The 15684-nt window shown below is 70.0% G+C and carries 10 protein-coding genes and 1 pseudogene; 5 read left to right on the forward strand and 6 right to left on the reverse strand.

The window, feature by feature from the left end:
• Positions 1-890: 890 nt before the first annotated feature.
• On the forward strand, positions 891-2324 hold the full coding sequence (locus tag AQJ11_RS28025; RefSeq protein ID WP_059264954.1) for an endo-1,4-beta-xylanase: 1434 nt from the start codon (positions 891-893) through the stop codon (positions 2322-2324).
• Positions 2325-3093: 769 nt separating this feature from the next.
• Here the strand turns inward: AQJ11_RS28025 and AQJ11_RS28030 are convergent.
• Positions 3094-3612, reverse strand: a complete 519-nt coding sequence (locus tag AQJ11_RS28030; RefSeq protein ID WP_059264955.1) for a hypothetical protein — start codon at positions 3610-3612, stop codon at positions 3094-3096.
• Positions 3613-3818: 206 nt separating this feature from the next.
• Positions 3819-4568, reverse strand: a pseudogene (locus AQJ11_RS28035) (hypothetical protein); the annotation flags it as partial.
• Positions 4569-5014: 446 nt separating this feature from the next.
• Between AQJ11_RS28035 and AQJ11_RS28040 the strand changes: the two are divergent.
• The gene (locus AQJ11_RS28040; RefSeq protein WP_059265090.1) at positions 5015-8305 is read left to right on the forward strand and encodes an AAA domain-containing protein; all 3291 of its coding nucleotides are present in this window, start codon (positions 5015-5017) and stop codon (positions 8303-8305) included.
• A 782-nt stretch (positions 8306-9087) separates the two neighbouring features.
• On the opposite strand, the gene AQJ11_RS28045 is transcribed toward AQJ11_RS28040, so the two are convergent.
• On the reverse strand, positions 9088-10416 hold the full coding sequence (locus tag AQJ11_RS28045) for a class I SAM-dependent RNA methyltransferase (protein ID WP_059264962.1): 1329 nt from the start codon (positions 10414-10416) through the stop codon (positions 9088-9090).
• Between the two features lie 232 nt (positions 10417-10648).
• Positions 10649-12697 carry an APC family permease gene (locus AQJ11_RS28050; protein ID WP_058082215.1) on the reverse strand — a complete coding sequence of 683 codons (2049 nt, stop codon included), beginning with the start codon at positions 12695-12697 and terminating at the stop codon, positions 10649-10651.
• Between the two features lie 161 nt (positions 12698-12858).
• On the opposite strand from AQJ11_RS28050, the gene AQJ11_RS49960 reads away from it, so the two are divergent.
• The 3 genes from AQJ11_RS49960 to AQJ11_RS28060 all read left to right on the forward strand — a co-directional run bounded on the left by AQJ11_RS49960 (position 12859) and on the right by AQJ11_RS28060 (position 14411).
• Positions 12859-13008, forward strand: a complete 150-nt coding sequence (locus tag AQJ11_RS49960; protein WP_167360880.1) for a hypothetical protein — start codon at positions 12859-12861, stop codon at positions 13006-13008.
• A gap of 63 nt (positions 13009-13071) precedes the next feature.
• On the forward strand, positions 13072-13743 hold the full coding sequence (locus AQJ11_RS28055; RefSeq protein WP_014675526.1) for a potassium channel family protein: 672 nt from the start codon (positions 13072-13074) through the stop codon (positions 13741-13743).
• Positions 13743-14411: a potassium channel family protein gene (locus tag AQJ11_RS28060; RefSeq protein ID WP_059264963.1), complete on the forward strand. Its 669-nt coding sequence runs from the start codon at positions 13743-13745 to the stop codon at positions 14409-14411. The genes AQJ11_RS28055 and AQJ11_RS28060 overlap by 1 nt, the downstream gene beginning before the upstream one ends.
• Positions 14412-14483: 72 nt before the next feature.
• Here the strand turns inward: AQJ11_RS28060 and AQJ11_RS28065 are convergent, their stop codons facing one another.
• Both AQJ11_RS28065 and AQJ11_RS28070 read right to left on the reverse strand, forming a co-directional pair.
• The gene (locus AQJ11_RS28065; RefSeq protein ID WP_059264965.1) at positions 14484-15236 is read right to left on the reverse strand and encodes a DUF3159 domain-containing protein; all 753 of its coding nucleotides are present in this window, start codon (positions 15234-15236) and stop codon (positions 14484-14486) included.
• A 3-nt stretch (positions 15237-15239) separates the two neighbouring features.
• Entirely contained in the window at positions 15240-15638 is a 399-nt protein-coding gene (locus tag AQJ11_RS28070; RefSeq protein ID WP_079082424.1) for an OB-fold nucleic acid binding domain-containing protein, read from the reverse strand.
• Positions 15639-15684: the final 46 nt, after the last annotated feature.

Here is a 15684-nt window from a genome sequence, read left to right on the forward strand (position 1 = left end):
GTTCATTTCACGCCCCCTCTCGCCCGGCAGACCTCGCCGTTGGCTCCCGTGAACAGCGGCTGCGGAGCGGACCAGCCTGGGGATGGGTCGGATCGCTCGACGCGCGGCGGACCGAACAACGGTCGATGTATCGAGCCATCCGGATGATAAAGAACCGGCGGACGGCGTCAATACCTCTCGCATGAATCGCCGTCAGCACCGAAAGTATTCGGACTCCTACGGGCCGAAGTGCGCACGCGACACACGTCAAATGGTCGGCCGGTACGCCCCTTGACCCCGGAACCGAGCGAGGTAGGGACGGCGCCGACACCCACTCGACCGTGCCCCGAAGTGATCAGCATCCGTACGGCCGCCCTGCTCCCGGCCCTGATCTCCGACATCCACCGACGCCGGCACCCGGGGTTCGCCATCCGGCTCACCGAATTCCGAAAGTTTCGCACGACAATCGGAAATTTCTTCTGCGGGGAGTATTGACGACCCACGGTCACCACCTCAATCATCCGTGTCTGGGAAACCGGCCCCGGTTCGTGATTCCGTGCCCTGTCGGCTTGGACGATCCGTACCGCACGCCAGATCACGACCAGCCGCACGACAGATCCACGACAGATCCGCGCACCGCAGCACCTGCGCCACCCCGTTTCGTTCCGGTGAGGTTCGCACCAGCGCATCCTGGCTCTTCGCGCAGTCGGAGAGGCCCGCGACGCCGTGTGACGGTCCCCCGGCTGAGCCGCGATGGAGTAGCCCATGCCTGTGTCGACCCATGACCGCGGTGCCCGGTGATGCCGTGCTGCCGGGGCTCCGGCCCGCCCCGTCCGTCTGCCGCATCGGAGCGGACGGCGCAATCCCCAGCGCTTCGGTCCATCCGTGACGTCTACCCTGGAGGCACAGTCATGGGCTCGTACGCCCTTCCCAGATCCGGTATCCGCCGGAAGATCCACGGCCTGCTGCTGACGCTGGTCGTCGGCGTCCTCGGTACGGTCACCGCACTGGTGGCGCCGCCGACCGCACACGCCGCCGAGAGCACGCTCGGCGCCGCGGCGGCACAGAGCGGCCGCTACTTCGGCACCGCCATCGCCTCGGGCAAGCTGGGCGACTCGGCGTACACGACGATCGCGGGCCGTGAGTTCAACATGGTGACGGCCGAGAACGAGATGAAGATCGACGCCACCGAACCGCAGCGGGGCCAGTTCAACTTCTCCGCCGGTGACCGCGTCTACAACTGGGCGGTGCAGAACGGCAAGCAGGTGCGCGGCCACACCCTGGCCTGGCACTCCCAGCAGCCCGGCTGGATGCAGAGCCTCAGCGGCAGCACACTGCGCCAGGCGATGATCGACCACATCAACGGCGTGATGGGCCACTACAAGGGCAAGATCGCCCAGTGGGACGTCGTGAACGAGGCCTTCTCGGACGACGGTTCGGGCGGCCGCCGGGATTCCAACCTGCAGCGCACCGGCAACGACTGGATCGAGGTCGCCTTCCGCACCGCGCGCGCCGCCGACCCGGCGGCCAAGCTCTGCTACAACGACTACAACATCGAGAACTGGACCTGGGCGAAGACCCAGGGCGTGTACAACATGGTCCGCGACTTCAAGCAGCGCGGTGTGCCGATCGACTGCGTCGGCTTCCAGTCGCACTTCAACAGCGGCAGCCCCTACAACAGCAACTTCCGCACCACCCTCCAGAACTTCGCCGCCCTCGGCGTCGACGTGGCCATCACCGAACTCGACATCCAGGGCGCGTCGTCCTCGACCTACGCCGCCGTGACCAACGACTGCCTGGCCGTCTCGCGCTGCCTGGGCATCACCGTCTGGGGCGTGCGCGACACCGACTCCTGGCGATCGGGGGACACGCCGCTGCTGTTCAACGGCGACGGCAGCAAGAAGGCTGCCTACACCGCCGTCCTCAACGCACTCAACGGCGGCTCCTCCACGCCGCCGCCTTCGGGTGGCGGACAGATCAAGGGCGTCGGTTCGGGCCGTTGCCTGGACGTGCCCAACGCCAGCACCACCGACGGCACCCAGGTTCAGTTGTACGACTGCCACAGCGCCACCAACCAGCAGTGGACGTACACCGACGCCGGCGAGCTCAGGGTCTACGGCGACAAGTGCCTGGACGCCGCCGGCACCGGCAACGGCACCAAGGTCCAGATCTACAGCTGCTGGGGCGGCGACAACCAGAAATGGCGCCTCAACTCCGACGGATCCATCGTCGGCGTCCAGTCCGGCCTCTGCCTCGACGCCGTCGGAGGCGGAACCGCCAACGGCACCCTGATCCAGCTCTACTCCTGCTCCAACGGCAGCAACCAACGCTGGACCCGCACCTGACGGGACCTGCCACACACGAAGGGGTCAAGCGGCGACGGCCTACGGTGCGGCTCCTCCCGCCCCACCGGCAGGACGTCGCCGCGGTCCCGGGTCGCCGCCGCGGTGGCGACCCGGGCGACCGGCATGCTCACCGCGGCGGACACCCATGCGCCACACCCCAGTGGCGGATGATCAAGCTGCCGCCCGGTGGCGGCGGATGCGGCAGCGCTGGTGGAACACCTCGACCGGATGGCCCGCTGTGTGCTACGTCAGAACTGCCCGGCGCGGACCCCGCCAAGGCCGGGAGCACGCACCAGGCGCCGGCATTCCCGGCACTGCTCGCAGCGGCGGTCAGGAACCCTTGGCCGCCGGTCGAGGATCGCCTGCTTTCCCGCCCCAGGCGCCGGCTGCGAGGCGGCCGGAGCGTCATGACTGAGAACTACCTCTGCTCCTCCAGCCGGCACCCCGGGCGGTGCTCGCTTCTGCTCGTCCGGCCGCGTCGAAGGATCTGGCGAGTGGGCCGGCCAGGAGCCGCGCTCACTTCCGGCGGCAGGCAGAGCAGGGCGCCGGTGGCACGGCGGACCGCATGGGGATGGAAGCTCGCCACCGACGGCAGATCCCGACTGGTTCTTCGCCGAGGAGGGCTTCTCCGCACCGCCCGGTACGGGGAGCCGGACCGGGTCGAAGTCGTGGGCGAGCGCGAGGTCGGCGCCCCCTGGAGACGAGGCCCGTGCCCCGCTCGTCCGTGGCACACCGCATACGGCATGCTCGTTTCCGCGCTCGTCAGCGGCTACGCGGGATTCAGCACGGGCTTCGCGGGAAGCCCGCCGTTCTTCTCGCAGCGCAGCTCCTTGGCCATGGCCAGGGAGAAGGAATGGGCCACGGTCGCGTAGGCGTCCTTCAACGTCTCCACGTCGCCCTCGGGTGGCTTCGGCATGCCCCCGCGCTCCACGCCGATGATGATGTGGGCCGCTTCCGACGAGCCGGACAGCCTGTCGCTCCGGCACGCGAAGAAGACGTACGCCTTGTCCGCCGCAGCCACGGCCCGCTCCCCCATCTTCAGCTCGGTGAACTGCGGGGCCGAGAGACCCGTCGGGGCGTTGTCGGCCAGGTCCCAGGTGATTCTGAGCTCGAAGCCCGGCGTACCGATGGGCGTGTACACACGGCAGGCGTCCTTCGGCACGGTGGAGCCCGGGAACGTTCCGGCAAGGTTCGCCGCGGCCTTCGCCACGGTGTACTTCTCCGCCGAGGCCTCGAACCGCGACGACCCCGTGATCACCTTCAGTGCCTTGGACGCGTCAGCGGACATGGCATCGCCACCGCAGAGTCGTGTCCCCGCAACGACCGCGTAGTCCTTCGGAGTTTTCGGAGTTCCGTCCACGTCTCCGCTCCCTCCACAACCCGTGGCCCCGAGAAACAACGAGCCGGCCACGGCCGCCGAGAGAAGCCCCCCGCGTACCGACCTACGACTGATCACTGTCCGCATCCTCACGTGTCCTCGGCCGTCCACCGGCCTCAGCCCGTCTCCGGGTCGTTTCCCTGCTGGTTCTCCCGGTCGTTGCCGACCCCGTAGCCGATCAGCATCGATTCGTGCAGGTCCTGCCCGAAAACGCTGTCCTTCCCCACACCGCGACGCTCCAGGAACTCCTCCATCGGGGCCTCGGCCATGCCCTCACCAGCGGAGTAGACCCTGGTCTTCTCCTCCCTGGTGAGGTCCTCCATCTTCTCCTTGTGCTCGTCCACCGAGTTGTCGGAGACGTCGCCGACCATCTGGCCGATGAGCTGTTCGGCGGCACCACTGGCCGTATCGGTCGCCAGCGGAATGAGCACCGCGGCCGTTCCCACGGCCGCGGTCGCGGGCAGGAAGGCGACGCCCGCCGCGATGCCCGCGGTGGCCCCGAACTCGACCCAGCCGGACCGCTTGGCGACCGCCTTCTCGTAGTCCTCGTGGGTCTTGAGGTTCGTCGCCTCCACCTGGTCGGCCCGGGACTGGTCCAGCATGCCCTGCACCTCGGCGCCCACGCGCACGGTCGCCCTGGCAGCGCCCTCGTGAATCCTTCCGTCCGGGCCCACCGTCTCTTCCAGCGCGCTACGGGTGTAGACCTGCTCCGCGGTCGAGACCGTCGCGTAGGCGTCCGGGTGCTGGCCCAGGGTGCTGAGGAAGCCCCGGACGACGCTCCGCCCGTTCCCGTCCGCGGTGTCCGAGAAGTCGAGGTGCCCTTCCGCATTCTTGCCCGGCGCGAACACGCTGTCCGGATCGTTCTTGTCCATCAGGATCGAGCACGAACCGGCTGCGGGTCTCGGCGTCGAACACGGACGACTTGATCACCTTGACGGCGACCAGCTGACCGGCGGGTGACTCGCCCAGGTAGACCCGGCTCATGCCGCCGGAGCCGATCCGGCCGCGAAGGGCGTAGCCCCCGATGTGCGTGGGGTCGTCACTCCTCAGCGGTTCCACAGCGGCCCATCTCCCCCTCGGCGTCTGGTTCCCCGCCCCGCGCGGCACCCGTGCGGACGGCCGGCCACAGTCTAGATCGACGGGCCGCCGTGGCTCCGGCCCCTCAAGCCCGTCGCCCCGGCCCCTCGGCCGAAAATCGCCTGCGGGACCGTCCTGCGGAATCACCCGGGGGGAGGCCTGGGTAAGGTCCGCACGGAGACCGCCACGACGACCGGAATCTCCAGCACGTCGCGCAACGGGGGGGGTGACGCGGGTGGGGTGGCGTGAGGAGATCGCCACAGCCCTGGGTGAGCTCGTCAGGCTCATGGGCGGCTCAGGGAGCAAACCGCGCTGGCAGCGCGTGGGACGCGCGGTCCGCGCCAGGGAGGCGGGCTGGTACGCGGTGGACCTGCGCGGTTCGGACATCGGCCCGGACCAGCTGGACTCGCTGCGACTCGCCGGCCCGGAGCCGGAGCACGTCGAGACGAAGGGATTCGCCGTCTCGGAGACGGTGCAGAACGGCTCCCTGCTCACGTTGAAGGTCGCCGAGTTCGCCGACCTCCCGGATGCGTATCTGTGGCTGCTAAAGCAACCGCCGACCTTCCTCGTGGAGGCACTGCGCGACGGGATCGCCGGGCTGGGCGAAACCCCGCTGGCGAGTGCCCTGGCCGCGGGGGTCATCGGTGGTGCGTCCTCCTCCGCCCCGGACCCTCCCGGTTTCCATCCCGCACAGGCGGACGCCTACCGCGCGTGCCTGAGCCAGGGCGTGCACCTGGTATGGGGTCCGCCGGGCACCGGCAAGACGACCGTGCTGAAGCGCGCCATCGGCGACCTGATCGCCCGCGGCGACCGGATACTGCTGGTCTCGGCCACCAACATCGCCGTGGACAATGCCCTGTTGGGCGTGCTGAAGGAAAACCGGCACGCACCGGGCGCCATCGTGCGCGTCGGCCCGCCGCAGCTGAGAGAGGTCGCCGACAACCCCCGTGTGTCGCTTCCTCTCATGGTGCGTGAACGGCTGGCCGAGACGGAGGAGCGCAGGCGTGCCGTCGAGGCCGCACTCGTGGACATGCGCAGCCGCGCGGCGGAACTCGCCGCGCTGGACGCCTCCCTCATCCGCTTCGATCCCCCCGCCTACTTCGCCGCGCTGAAACTGCTGCGCACGCCCGGCCAGGATCCGGTGTCCGCGCGGCAACGCATGGAGCACGCCACGGAGTTGCTGGAGCAGGCCGAAGCTGCCCGGGAGACGGCCGAGAGGGCCGTCGCGGCTGCGATGCGGCGCCACGAGGAAGCGGCGGAATCCCGCCGTCAGTGGTCGGAGGCCGACCGCCTGCACACGGAGCGGTCACGCATTCGCCAGGCAGCGGACCAGAAAGAGGCCGCGGCCCTGCTGGCCGAGGAGCAACTCCACTCCTTGCAAAAGGATCTGAGGCAGCTCGACGCCCAGGGGTCCATGGCCAGATGGCGCACCCGGGAGAGACGGCAGACTCTCCGCGAGCAGGTGGCCGCCGGGGAGGAAGAGGTCGACCGTGCACGCCGCGCCGCGCAGGCCGCACGCGCGACGGCCGAGGCGTACGCCGCCGCTTTGGAGAAGGAACTGGCGGAGCTGATCGCCGGCATCGCGCACACACCAGAGCAGATCGCCTCCCGGGAGCAGGCGCTCGCCACGGCCCGGGCGGCCGGCAGATCAGCCGCCGACGCCGCAGCCGCCCGCAGGGACGAGGCCACCGAACTTGAGCGGGCTGTCGTCCGCGCCCTCGACGCCGCAGAGATGACCGCTCTCGCCCAGCGGGAGGACTGGCCCGCCCGCCACGCCCGCGCCGAACGGCTGCGCCCGCAGGTGACGGCCGACACCGCCGGTCGCACCGCTCTGGAGGAACAGTTCCGGCAGGTCCAGGAGGAGTACGAACGTCTCGCCCGCAACGCCCAGGGCGAGATCGTCAAAGGTGCCCGGCTCATCGCCACGACGCTCGCGCGGTTCCGCACCAACAAGGCGGTCTTCGAAGGCCCGTATGACGTCGTCCTCGTCGACGAGGCCGGTGCGGCGACCTTGCCCGAGGTGATCCTCGCGGCGGCGAAGGCGACCCGGACGGCTGTGCTTCTCGGTGATTTCATGCAACTCGGCCCCGTCATCGAGGAGCAGTTGAAGGATTTCGACCGCCCGGATGTGAAGCGCTGGCTGCTCCCGGACGTCTTCGAGCACTGCGGCATCCGGGAACCGGCGGACGCCCACCGGCACCCGGCCTGCGTCACCCTGACCGAACAGCATCGTTTCGGCCCTGCGGTCATGCGGCTGGCCAACTCACTGGCCTACGGCGGGACACTGCGGGGTGGCAAGCAGACCGTGGCGCCGAGGCTACCCGACGACCCGGAGATCGTCGTTGTCGACACCGACGGACTGCACGAGCTGGCGCGGCCCCACCTGACCGGCCGGCGCAGCGGCTGGTGGCCGGCCGGCGTGCTGATCTCCAGAGCCCTCGTGGAGTACCACCGCGCAGAGGGTGAGGAGACGGGCATCGTCACGCCGTACGGTACGCAGGCGGACGCGACCCTGGAGGCTCTGCGGGACGTGGAGGCCGGGGGCGGCGCCCTGGCGGAGGTGGGCACGGCGCACCGCTTCCAGGGCCGGGAGTTCCCCGTCGTCATCTTCGACACGGTCGAGGGTGCCGACGGCCGGGAACTGTGGATGTCCCTGGCACACCGGGAGCCCGACGCGTCGGACTGGGCGCGCAACGGCGTACGCCTGTTCAACGTGGCGGCCACCCACGTCCAGTCGCGCCTTTACGTCATCGGCAGTTGGGAAAGAATCCGCTCGGCACGCGACGGCAGGGCCTTCTCGCATCTGGCGGCACTGGTCGGCACCGCCGGCGTACGACGGTTGCGGGCCAGCCATCTGATCACCCCGCCGCACGAGGAGGCGCGGGACCTCGGCGGCTTCGGGGCCGCACTCGCCGACGTCCTGGCCCGGCACGTCGAGGTGACGGGCATCGACGACGAAATCACCTTCTTCAGCACGTTCGAGGACGAGATCCGCAAGGCCCGCACCTCGGTCTGGCTGTGGGCGCCGTGGGTCGCGAACCGAGTGCGCGGCATCCTGCCGCTGCTGCGCGAGGCCACCGGACGCGGTGTACGCGTGACCGTGTTCATCCGTGACGACACAGACCAGCTCCAGGCCCGCCCGGACAACCAGAGCCTCATCGCCGACCTCAGAGCCGTCGTCCACACCGTCATCCCCGTCAACGTCATGCACCAGAAGATCGCGGTGATCGACGAACTCACGGTGATGATCGGGAGCCTCAACACCCTGTCCCAGTCGCGGACCCGAGAAGTCATGGTGACGATGCGTGGCGGCCACTTCGCCCGCAAGCTGCTGGAGCACGAGCACGCCGAGCTCTTCACCCGCCCGCCGAACTGTGCCCGTTGCGGCGGCACGAGCATCGAGCTGCGCCGCCACAAGAACGGAAGCTGGTTCTGGCGCTGCTACGACGCGGTCTGCAAGACCGGGGCCAACGGCCGGAGCAATGCATGGAACACGGACATACGGATGGGCAGGGAAAGGCGCTGAAGGTCAGGCGGTGCAACCTCCGGAGCCTTGCACGGCGACAGTGCGAGGCAGGTGTCGGCCACGTGGACCCACATGCCGCCCGCGACGAGCAGGGAGCGGTCGGCCGACACGAGGGGAAGTAATGGTGCAGGCCTCCGACGCCCACCCGGTCATCGGGCCATCAGTCGGTCGTGCACGTAGGCCGGCCCTCCGCGCCCGGCGGGCTCGCGCAGGACGGCGACGCGGTAGGTGTACGGGCCCTACCGGTCGCCGCACAGGGCTGAACGCCTCCGAGATGCGAGCGGCACGGGAGAGGACCGACGCCTGGGAGGTGCCATCATCGTCTCGCTCCTAGCCTGTGCGGGCAGTGGTGCACCGATCCGGGCGGCTCTCCTCGCGAAGCCGGATGCGGGCCGCGTCGTGGGCGTGGCCCCGCTGCCGCCACAGCGCCTCCCGCAGCGCCACCGCCTCGTAGGGCGGTTCCGCCCTGGCACGGCGGTGATCGGCGCCAGCATCCGCGCCAGTCGTGCAAGGCGGTGGGCGGCGGGCTGGCCTGCCGACTCGCTGCACACACCTCGCAGGAGGCCCTGACAGCCGTCAGAACCGGCGTCGACCGAGTGCCAAGACCACTTGCCGCCGCGAGAGCCGAGGTGGGCCGGACGGAGCGCGTCCAGCGCTCGGCGCGACTCGCGAAACACCAGGTCAGTGCCATGCACCCTGCATTTGTCGTGGTTCACATGGTGCACTTCAGGAAACCGGTCGGGCACACCTGGCCGCGTCTGGGAATTCGACGAAACCGCGGGTCAGGAGCCCTTCCCGGCAGGCTCAAGGATGGCGACGCACTCCACATGATGCGTCATAGGAAACAGATCGAACGCCCGAAGCGTCCGCACCCGGTAGCCGCCCTCCCGGAAGTACCCCAGGTCCCGGGCCAGCGCAGCGGGATCGCAAGCGACGTAGGCGATGCGGCGGGCCCCGAGGGAGGACAGGTGGGCGACCGTGTCGCGGCCGGCGCCGGCGCGGGGCGGGTCGAGGACGATCAGGTCGACCTCCGTGATGCCGGTGCGCGGCAGGACCGACTCGACCTTGCCCTGCTCGACGCGGACCCGCGGGAAGTCGGCCAGGTTGTGCCGCGCGTCCTCCACCGCCCGCTTGCCGGACTCGATGCCGAGGACCGCGCCCTTGTCGCCGAGGCGGTCGGCGAGCGCGCCGGCGAAGAGGCCGACACCGCAGTAGAGGTCCAGGGCCGTCTCGCCCTTGCGGGGCAGCAGGCCCTGCATGACGGCGGTGACGAGCGTGTCCGCCGCCTTCGGGTGCACCTGCCAGAAGCCGCCGTTGCCCACCCGGTGCGTACGGCCGTCCGCGCGTTCGCGGACGAAGGGGCGGCCGTGGACGCGGTGCACCCCGCCGGACTTCTCGTCCACCCGCAGGACCGACACCGGCCGGTCCAGTTCGACCAGCGGGAGGCGGGCGCCCGGGCGCGGGGTGAGGATGACCTGGCGGTCCTGGGATCCGGTCGCCGCGACGGCCTCGACCGATTCCATGCCGGTCCAGTCCCGCTTCTCGATGCCCAGCTCGCTGACGCCTGCCGCCGCGATCATGCAGTGGTCGATGCGCTCGACCTCGTGCGAGCGGTGCCGGCGCAGACCGGCGTGGCCCTCGGCGTCGACGGCGTACTGGACGCGGGTGCGCCACTGCGGGACCTGTCCGGCGGGCAGCTTGTCGCCCTCGGCCGGGACCACGGTGCCGTCCCAGCCCGCCTCCTCGGGGGTGAGGCCGGCGAGCCGCTGAAGCTGCTCGGCGATGACGTCGGCCTTCAGCCGGCGCTGGGCGCCCGGCTTGGCGTGCTGCCAGTCGCAGCCGCCGCAGCGGCCGGGGCCGGCGAAGGGGCAGGGCGCCTCGATGCGGTCCTTGGACGCCTCCAGGATCCGTACGGCGTCCGCGCGCAGGAAGCGGGCGCCTTCCTCCCCCTCGGTCACCCTCGCCACCACCCGCTCGCCGGGCAGCGTGTGCCGGACGAACAGCACCTGTCCCTCGGGGGTACGGGCGATGCAGTGGCCGCCGTGGGCGACGGGGCCGATCTCGACCTCGTACTCCTCGCCCACCAGAGACTTGGTCGGTTCTGCCTGCATGGTGGGGTGACTCCAGACCGGGAAATCGGGGAAAGGGGGCGGCCCGCACCGGCGGGCCCGACAACAGCCCACCAGTCTACGGCCTTCCCGCCCCGCCTCGGGCCTCGCCCGAGGCGGGGCGGGAACGACGCCGACTCGGACGACGCCGACTCGGACTTCACCGGGGCTTCCGTCGACGCCGACTCGGGCGATACCGACTCGGACCTCGCCGAGGGCCCCGGTTCCCGACGGCTCAGTCCTTGCCCGACGGCTCCTTCGGCCGTACCACCGCCGGACCGCGCCGGACGGCGCCCGGTGCGTTCCACTCCTGCCGCTTGCGGGCGCGGGCCCGGGCGGCCTCGGAGGAGGCCAGCTGGTAGGGGACGGAGGTGACCATCACGCCGGGTGTGAACAGCAGACGGCCCTTGAGGCGCAGCGCGCTCTGGTTGTGCAGCAGGTGCTCGTACCAGTGGCCGACCACGTACTCGGGGATGATCACGGAGACCGCGTCGCGCGGGGACTCCTTGCGCAGGCCCTTGACGTACTCGATGATCGGCCGCGTGATCTCGCGGTACGGCGAGTCCAGGACCTTGAGCGGTACGTCGATCCCGCGCCGCTCCCACTCCTCGCGCAGCGCCTTGGTCTCGGCCGGGTCGACGTTGACGGTCAGCGCCTCCAGGGTGTCCGAGCGCATCAGCTTGGCGTAGGCCAGGGCGCGCAGCGTCGGACGGTGGATCTTCGAGATCAGCACCACCGAGTGCACCCGCGACGGGCGGACCATGTCGTCGGCCGGGCCCTCGGGCGCGGCGATCTCCTCGGCGACCCGGTCGTAGTGCTTCCGGATGGCGGTCATCGTCGCGTAGAAGATGCACATGCCGAGCAGGGCCACCCAGGCGCCGTGCGTGAACTTGGTGACCAGGACGACGACGAGCACCAGGCCGGTGAAGAAGGCGCCGAACGCGTTGATGGCCCGGGAGCGGATCATGTGGCTGCGCTTGGCCGGGTCCTTCTCGACCCGCAGGTGGCGGTTCCAGTGCCGGACCATGCCGGTCTGGCTGAGCGTGAAGGACACGAACACGCCGACGATGTAGAGCTGGATCAGGCGGGTGGAGTCGGCGCCGTAGATGAAGACCAGCAGCATCGCCGCGCCGGCGAGCAGCACGATGCCGTTGGAGAAGGCGAGCCGGTCGCCGCGGGTGTGCAGCTGGCGCGGCAGGTAGCGGTCCTGCGCGAGGATCGAGCCGAGCAGCGGGAAGCCGTTGTACGCCGTGTTGGCCGCCAGGAACAGGACGAGCGCGGTGGCGGCGGCGAGGAGGACGAACAGGAAGCTGCCCTTGCCGAAGACCGCCTCGGCGACCTGGGAGATCACCGGGTTCTGGACGTAGCCGGAGCCGAGCGGGACGCCGTTGTGCAGCAGGTCGGTGGCCGGCCGCTCGGCCATGCGGACCTTGGTGGTCATGGCGAGCGCGATGATGCCGCAGAACATGGTGACGGCCAGCAGGCCCATCATGGCGAGCGTGGTGGCCGCGTTCTTCGACTTGGGCTTGCGGAAGGCCGGGACGCCGTTGGAGATGGCCTCGACGCCGGTGAGGGCGGCACAGCCGGAGGAGAAGGCACGCAGCAGCAGGAAGACGAGCGCGAAGCCGGCGAGGCCCTGGTGCTCGGCCTTGATGTGGTAGTCGGCCGTCGGCGCCCGCATGGTGTCCCCGAGGACCAGACCGCGGAAGGCACCCCAGGCGATCATGATGAAGACGCCGCCGACGAAGACGTAGGTCGGGATCGCGAAGAGCTTGCCCGACTCCTTCACGCCCCGCAGGTTCATCAGCGTCAGCAGCACGATCACGGCGGCCGCGCAGAACACCTTGTGCTCGACCACGAAGGGGATCGCGGAGCCGAGGTTCTCGATGCCGGAGGAGATGGAGACGGCGACGGTCAGGACGTAGTCCACGAGCAGGGCGCTGGCCACGGTGAGGCCGGCCTTGGGGCCGAGGTTGGTGGTCGCGACCTCGTAGTCGCCGCCGCCGCTCGGGTAGGCGTGCACGTTCTGCCGGTAGGAGGCGACCACGGTGAACATCAGCACGACGACCGCGACCGCGATCCACGGGCTGAAGTGGTACGCCGACACGCCCGCGATGGACAGGACCAGCAGGACCTCCCCCGGCGCGTAGGCGACGGAGGACAGCGGGTCGGAAGCGAAGACGGGGAGTGCGATGCGCTTCGGCAGGAGCGTTTCGCCCAGCCGGTCACTGCGCAGTGCGCGCCCGATCAGGATCCGTTTGGGCACGTCGGTCAGTTTGGACACGAGAGAGGATCGTAAGCCTTCGAACTGGCACCCGCCCACCCGGCGTGCTGGATCTGCCTCACGAGTGAAATCGGGGGCGCACGGAACTACGGAATCCGTGCTTCGTGTGCCCGTCGTGCCTAGATGGCAAACCCCGCCTGTCATCGCACTTCGGAGGTTCCATGCCCGCGACCGCGGAGCTGATCGGGGCGCTGCTCGCCCTCGGCGGCCTCGGAATCCTGACCCTGTGCAGCGTGCGCAGCATCACTCGCCGACGGCTGCGGCCACCACCCGCGGCACAGGGGTGCCCACCGCGCGGCGCCCGTGTGTAGCTTTGGGCGTCGGTCTGAGACCCTGATGCTGAGCAGTAGCTTTTGGACACCGGAAGGACGGTCGTGCACATCGTCATCATGGGCTGTGGAAGAGTGGGTTCCGCTCTTGCCCAGACCCTGGAGCAACAGGGACACACGGTCGCCGTGATCGACCAGGACCCCACCGCCTTCCGTCGGCTGGGCCCGGGATTCGGGGGCCGCCGGGTCACCGGCGTCGGTTTCGACCAGGACACCCTGCGCGAGGCGGGCATCGAGGAGGCCGGCGCCTTCGCCGCCGTCTCCAGCGGCGACAACTCCAACATCATCTCGGCGCGCGTGGCACGCGAGATGTTCGGCGTGGAGAACGTGGCCGCCCGCATCTACGACCCCCGCCGTGCCGAGGTCTACCAGCGCCTGGGCATCCCCACCGTGGCCACGGTGCGCTGGACCGCCGACCAGATGCTGCGCCGGCTGCTGCCCTCCGGGGCCGAGCCGCTGTGGCGCGATCCCACCGGCGGGGTGCAGCTCGCCGAGGTGCACGCCTCCCCGAAGTGGGTCGGCCACAAGATCAGCAAGCTCCAGGAGGAGACGGGCGTCCGGGTGGCGTTCCTGACCCGCCTGGGCGAGGCGATCCTGCCCACCTCGCAGACGGTGTTGCAGGAGGGCGACCTCGTGCACGTGATGATGCGGACGGACGACGTGGACAAGGTCGAGGCGGCGTTCGCCGGGGGCCCGGAAGAGGAGGGCGGTCACTGATGAGGGTCGCCATTGCCGGGGCCGGCGCCGTCGGCCGCTCGATCGCGGGCGAGCTGCTGGAGAACGGCCACGAGGTCCTGCTGATCGACAAGGCGCCGACCGCCATCTCGGTCGAGCGCGTCCCGCAGGCGGAGTGGCTGCTCGCCGATGCCTGCGAGATCACCTCGCTGGACGAGGCGGCGTTGCAGCGCTGCAACGTCGTGATCGCCGCGACCGGCGACGACAAGGTGAACCTGGTCGTCTCGCTGCTCGCCAAGACGGAGTACGGCGTTCCGCGCGTCGTGGCCCGGGTGAACAACCCGAAGAACGAGTGGCTGTTCAACGAGGCCTGGGGCGTCGACGTCGCCGTCTCCACCCCGCGTCTGATGTCCGCCCTGGTCGAGGAGGCGGTGAGCGTCGGCGACCTGGTCCGGCTGCTGCGCTTCAGCCACGGCGACGCCAACCTCGTCGAGCTGACCCTGCCGGAGGAGTCGGCGCTGGCCGGCACCCAGGTCGGGGACGTGCAGTGGCCGGAGGACACCTCCCTGGTCACGATCATCCGCGGCACCCGGGTGCTGACGCCCTCCAAGGAGGACTCCCTGGAGCCGGGCGACGAACTCCTCTTCGTGGCCGCGCAGGCCCGGGAGGAGCAGCTGGAGGACCTGCTGTCGGTGCGGCGGAAGGACTGACCGTACGACGACGGAGGGCGCCCTTGTCACCAAGGGCGCCCTTCGTCGTCGTAAGTCCCCGGAGGGGCCGGCCTAGCTCTCCCGGCGGTGTCGGCCGCCGGCCGCATCGGCAGCGGCCTTCCTCTCCTCGGCCGCCTTCTCCTCCGCCTCCATCTCCGCGAACACGTCGATGGGCGCGGGCGCCTTGGCGAGGAAGACCCAGGTCAGCCACACCGCCAGCAGGAACGGCGGGATCTTCAGGATGACCAGGACCCAGCCGAGCTGCGCGGTGTCGGCCCACCAGTACAGCGGGAAGAGGATCGCGCACTTGGCGAGCAGGATCAGGCCCCAGGCCCAACTGGCCTTGGCGTACGCCTTCTTGCGGCCGGGGTTGCGGGTGCGCCAGGAGAGGTTCTCCTTGAAGACCGGGCCGAGGACGACACCGATCAGGGGCACACCGGCCAGCGTGGTGATGATGTAGGCCAGCGCCAGGCCCAGCGTGTACAGCATGCCGGGGAGGTAGAAGTCCTTGGCGTTGCCGGTGAACATCGCGAACACGACACCGAAGACCACGCCGAAGACACCGCTGAAGGCGTGCTTGACGGTGTCCTTCATCGCCAGCCGGACCACGACCAGGATCAGCGACAGGGCCAGCGCGGCGATCGCCGCCATGTGCAGGTTCTTGTTGACCGTGAAGATCGCGACGAAGAGCAGGCCCGGCAGGACCGTCTCGACCATGCCGCGGACCCCGCCGAAGGCCTCGAACAGCGCCGCCTCGGTCACCGCGCGGGCGTCGTCGGGCTGAGTCTGGTCGGTGTCTTGGGTCGGCTTGTCGAGGGACGTCACCGGCTACTCCCGTCCGAGGGGTCGCAGTTCGTATTTCGGGTTGAACAGCACCCGGCGGCCCCGGCTCATCGAGATCCGGCCCGATGCGATCAGCTTGCGCCCCGGTTCTATCCCCACGATGGAGCGCCTGCCGAGCCACACCACGTCCAGCGCGGCGGAGCCGTCGAACAGCTCGGCCTCCAGGGCCGGGACGCCGGCGCGCGGGCGCAGGGTGACCGTGCGCAAGGTACCAGTTACGGTGACGATCTGCCGGTCGTGACAGTCACCGATCTTCGTGCACCCGGCCGTCTCCGCGTCCTCGCGCAGCTCCTCGGACTCCAGGTCCTCCTGCGACGAGGAGAGCCGGTCGAGCATGCGCCGGAACCGGCCGGCCTGCTTTTCGGAACGAGGAACAGCAGTCATACCTGAAGCGTACCGGGGTGCGCCGACAGGGCCGTAGCGCAGTTCA

The organism is Streptomyces corchorusii (assembly GCF_001514055.1).
Taxonomy (GTDB): Bacteria; Actinomycetota; Actinomycetes; order Streptomycetales; family Streptomycetaceae; genus Streptomyces; species Streptomyces olivaceoviridis.

Bases quoted from the DNA above. Each gene is read 5' to 3' on its own strand.
- AQJ11_RS49960 (WP_167360880.1), top strand. From the start codon at position 12,859: ATGCCCGCGACCGCGGAGCTGATCGGGGCGCTGCTCGCCCTCGGCGGC.
- AQJ11_RS28025 (WP_059264954.1), top strand. From the start codon at position 891: ATGGGCTCGTACGCCCTTCCCAGATCCGGTATCCGCCGGAAGATCCAC.
- AQJ11_RS28060 (WP_059264963.1), top strand. From the start codon at position 13,743: ATGAGGGTCGCCATTGCCGGGGCCGGCGCCGTCGGCCGCTCGATCGCG.
- AQJ11_RS28045 (WP_059264962.1), bottom strand. From the start codon at position 10,416: ATGCAGGCAGAACCGACCAAGTCTCTGGTGGGCGAGGAGTACGAGGTC.
- AQJ11_RS28070 (WP_079082424.1), bottom strand. From the start codon at position 15,638: ATGACTGCTGTTCCTCGTTCCGAAAAGCAGGCCGGCCGGTTCCGGCGC.
- AQJ11_RS28030 (WP_059264955.1), bottom strand. From the start codon at position 3,612: ATGTCCGCTGACGCGTCCAAGGCACTGAAGGTGATCACGGGGTCGTCG.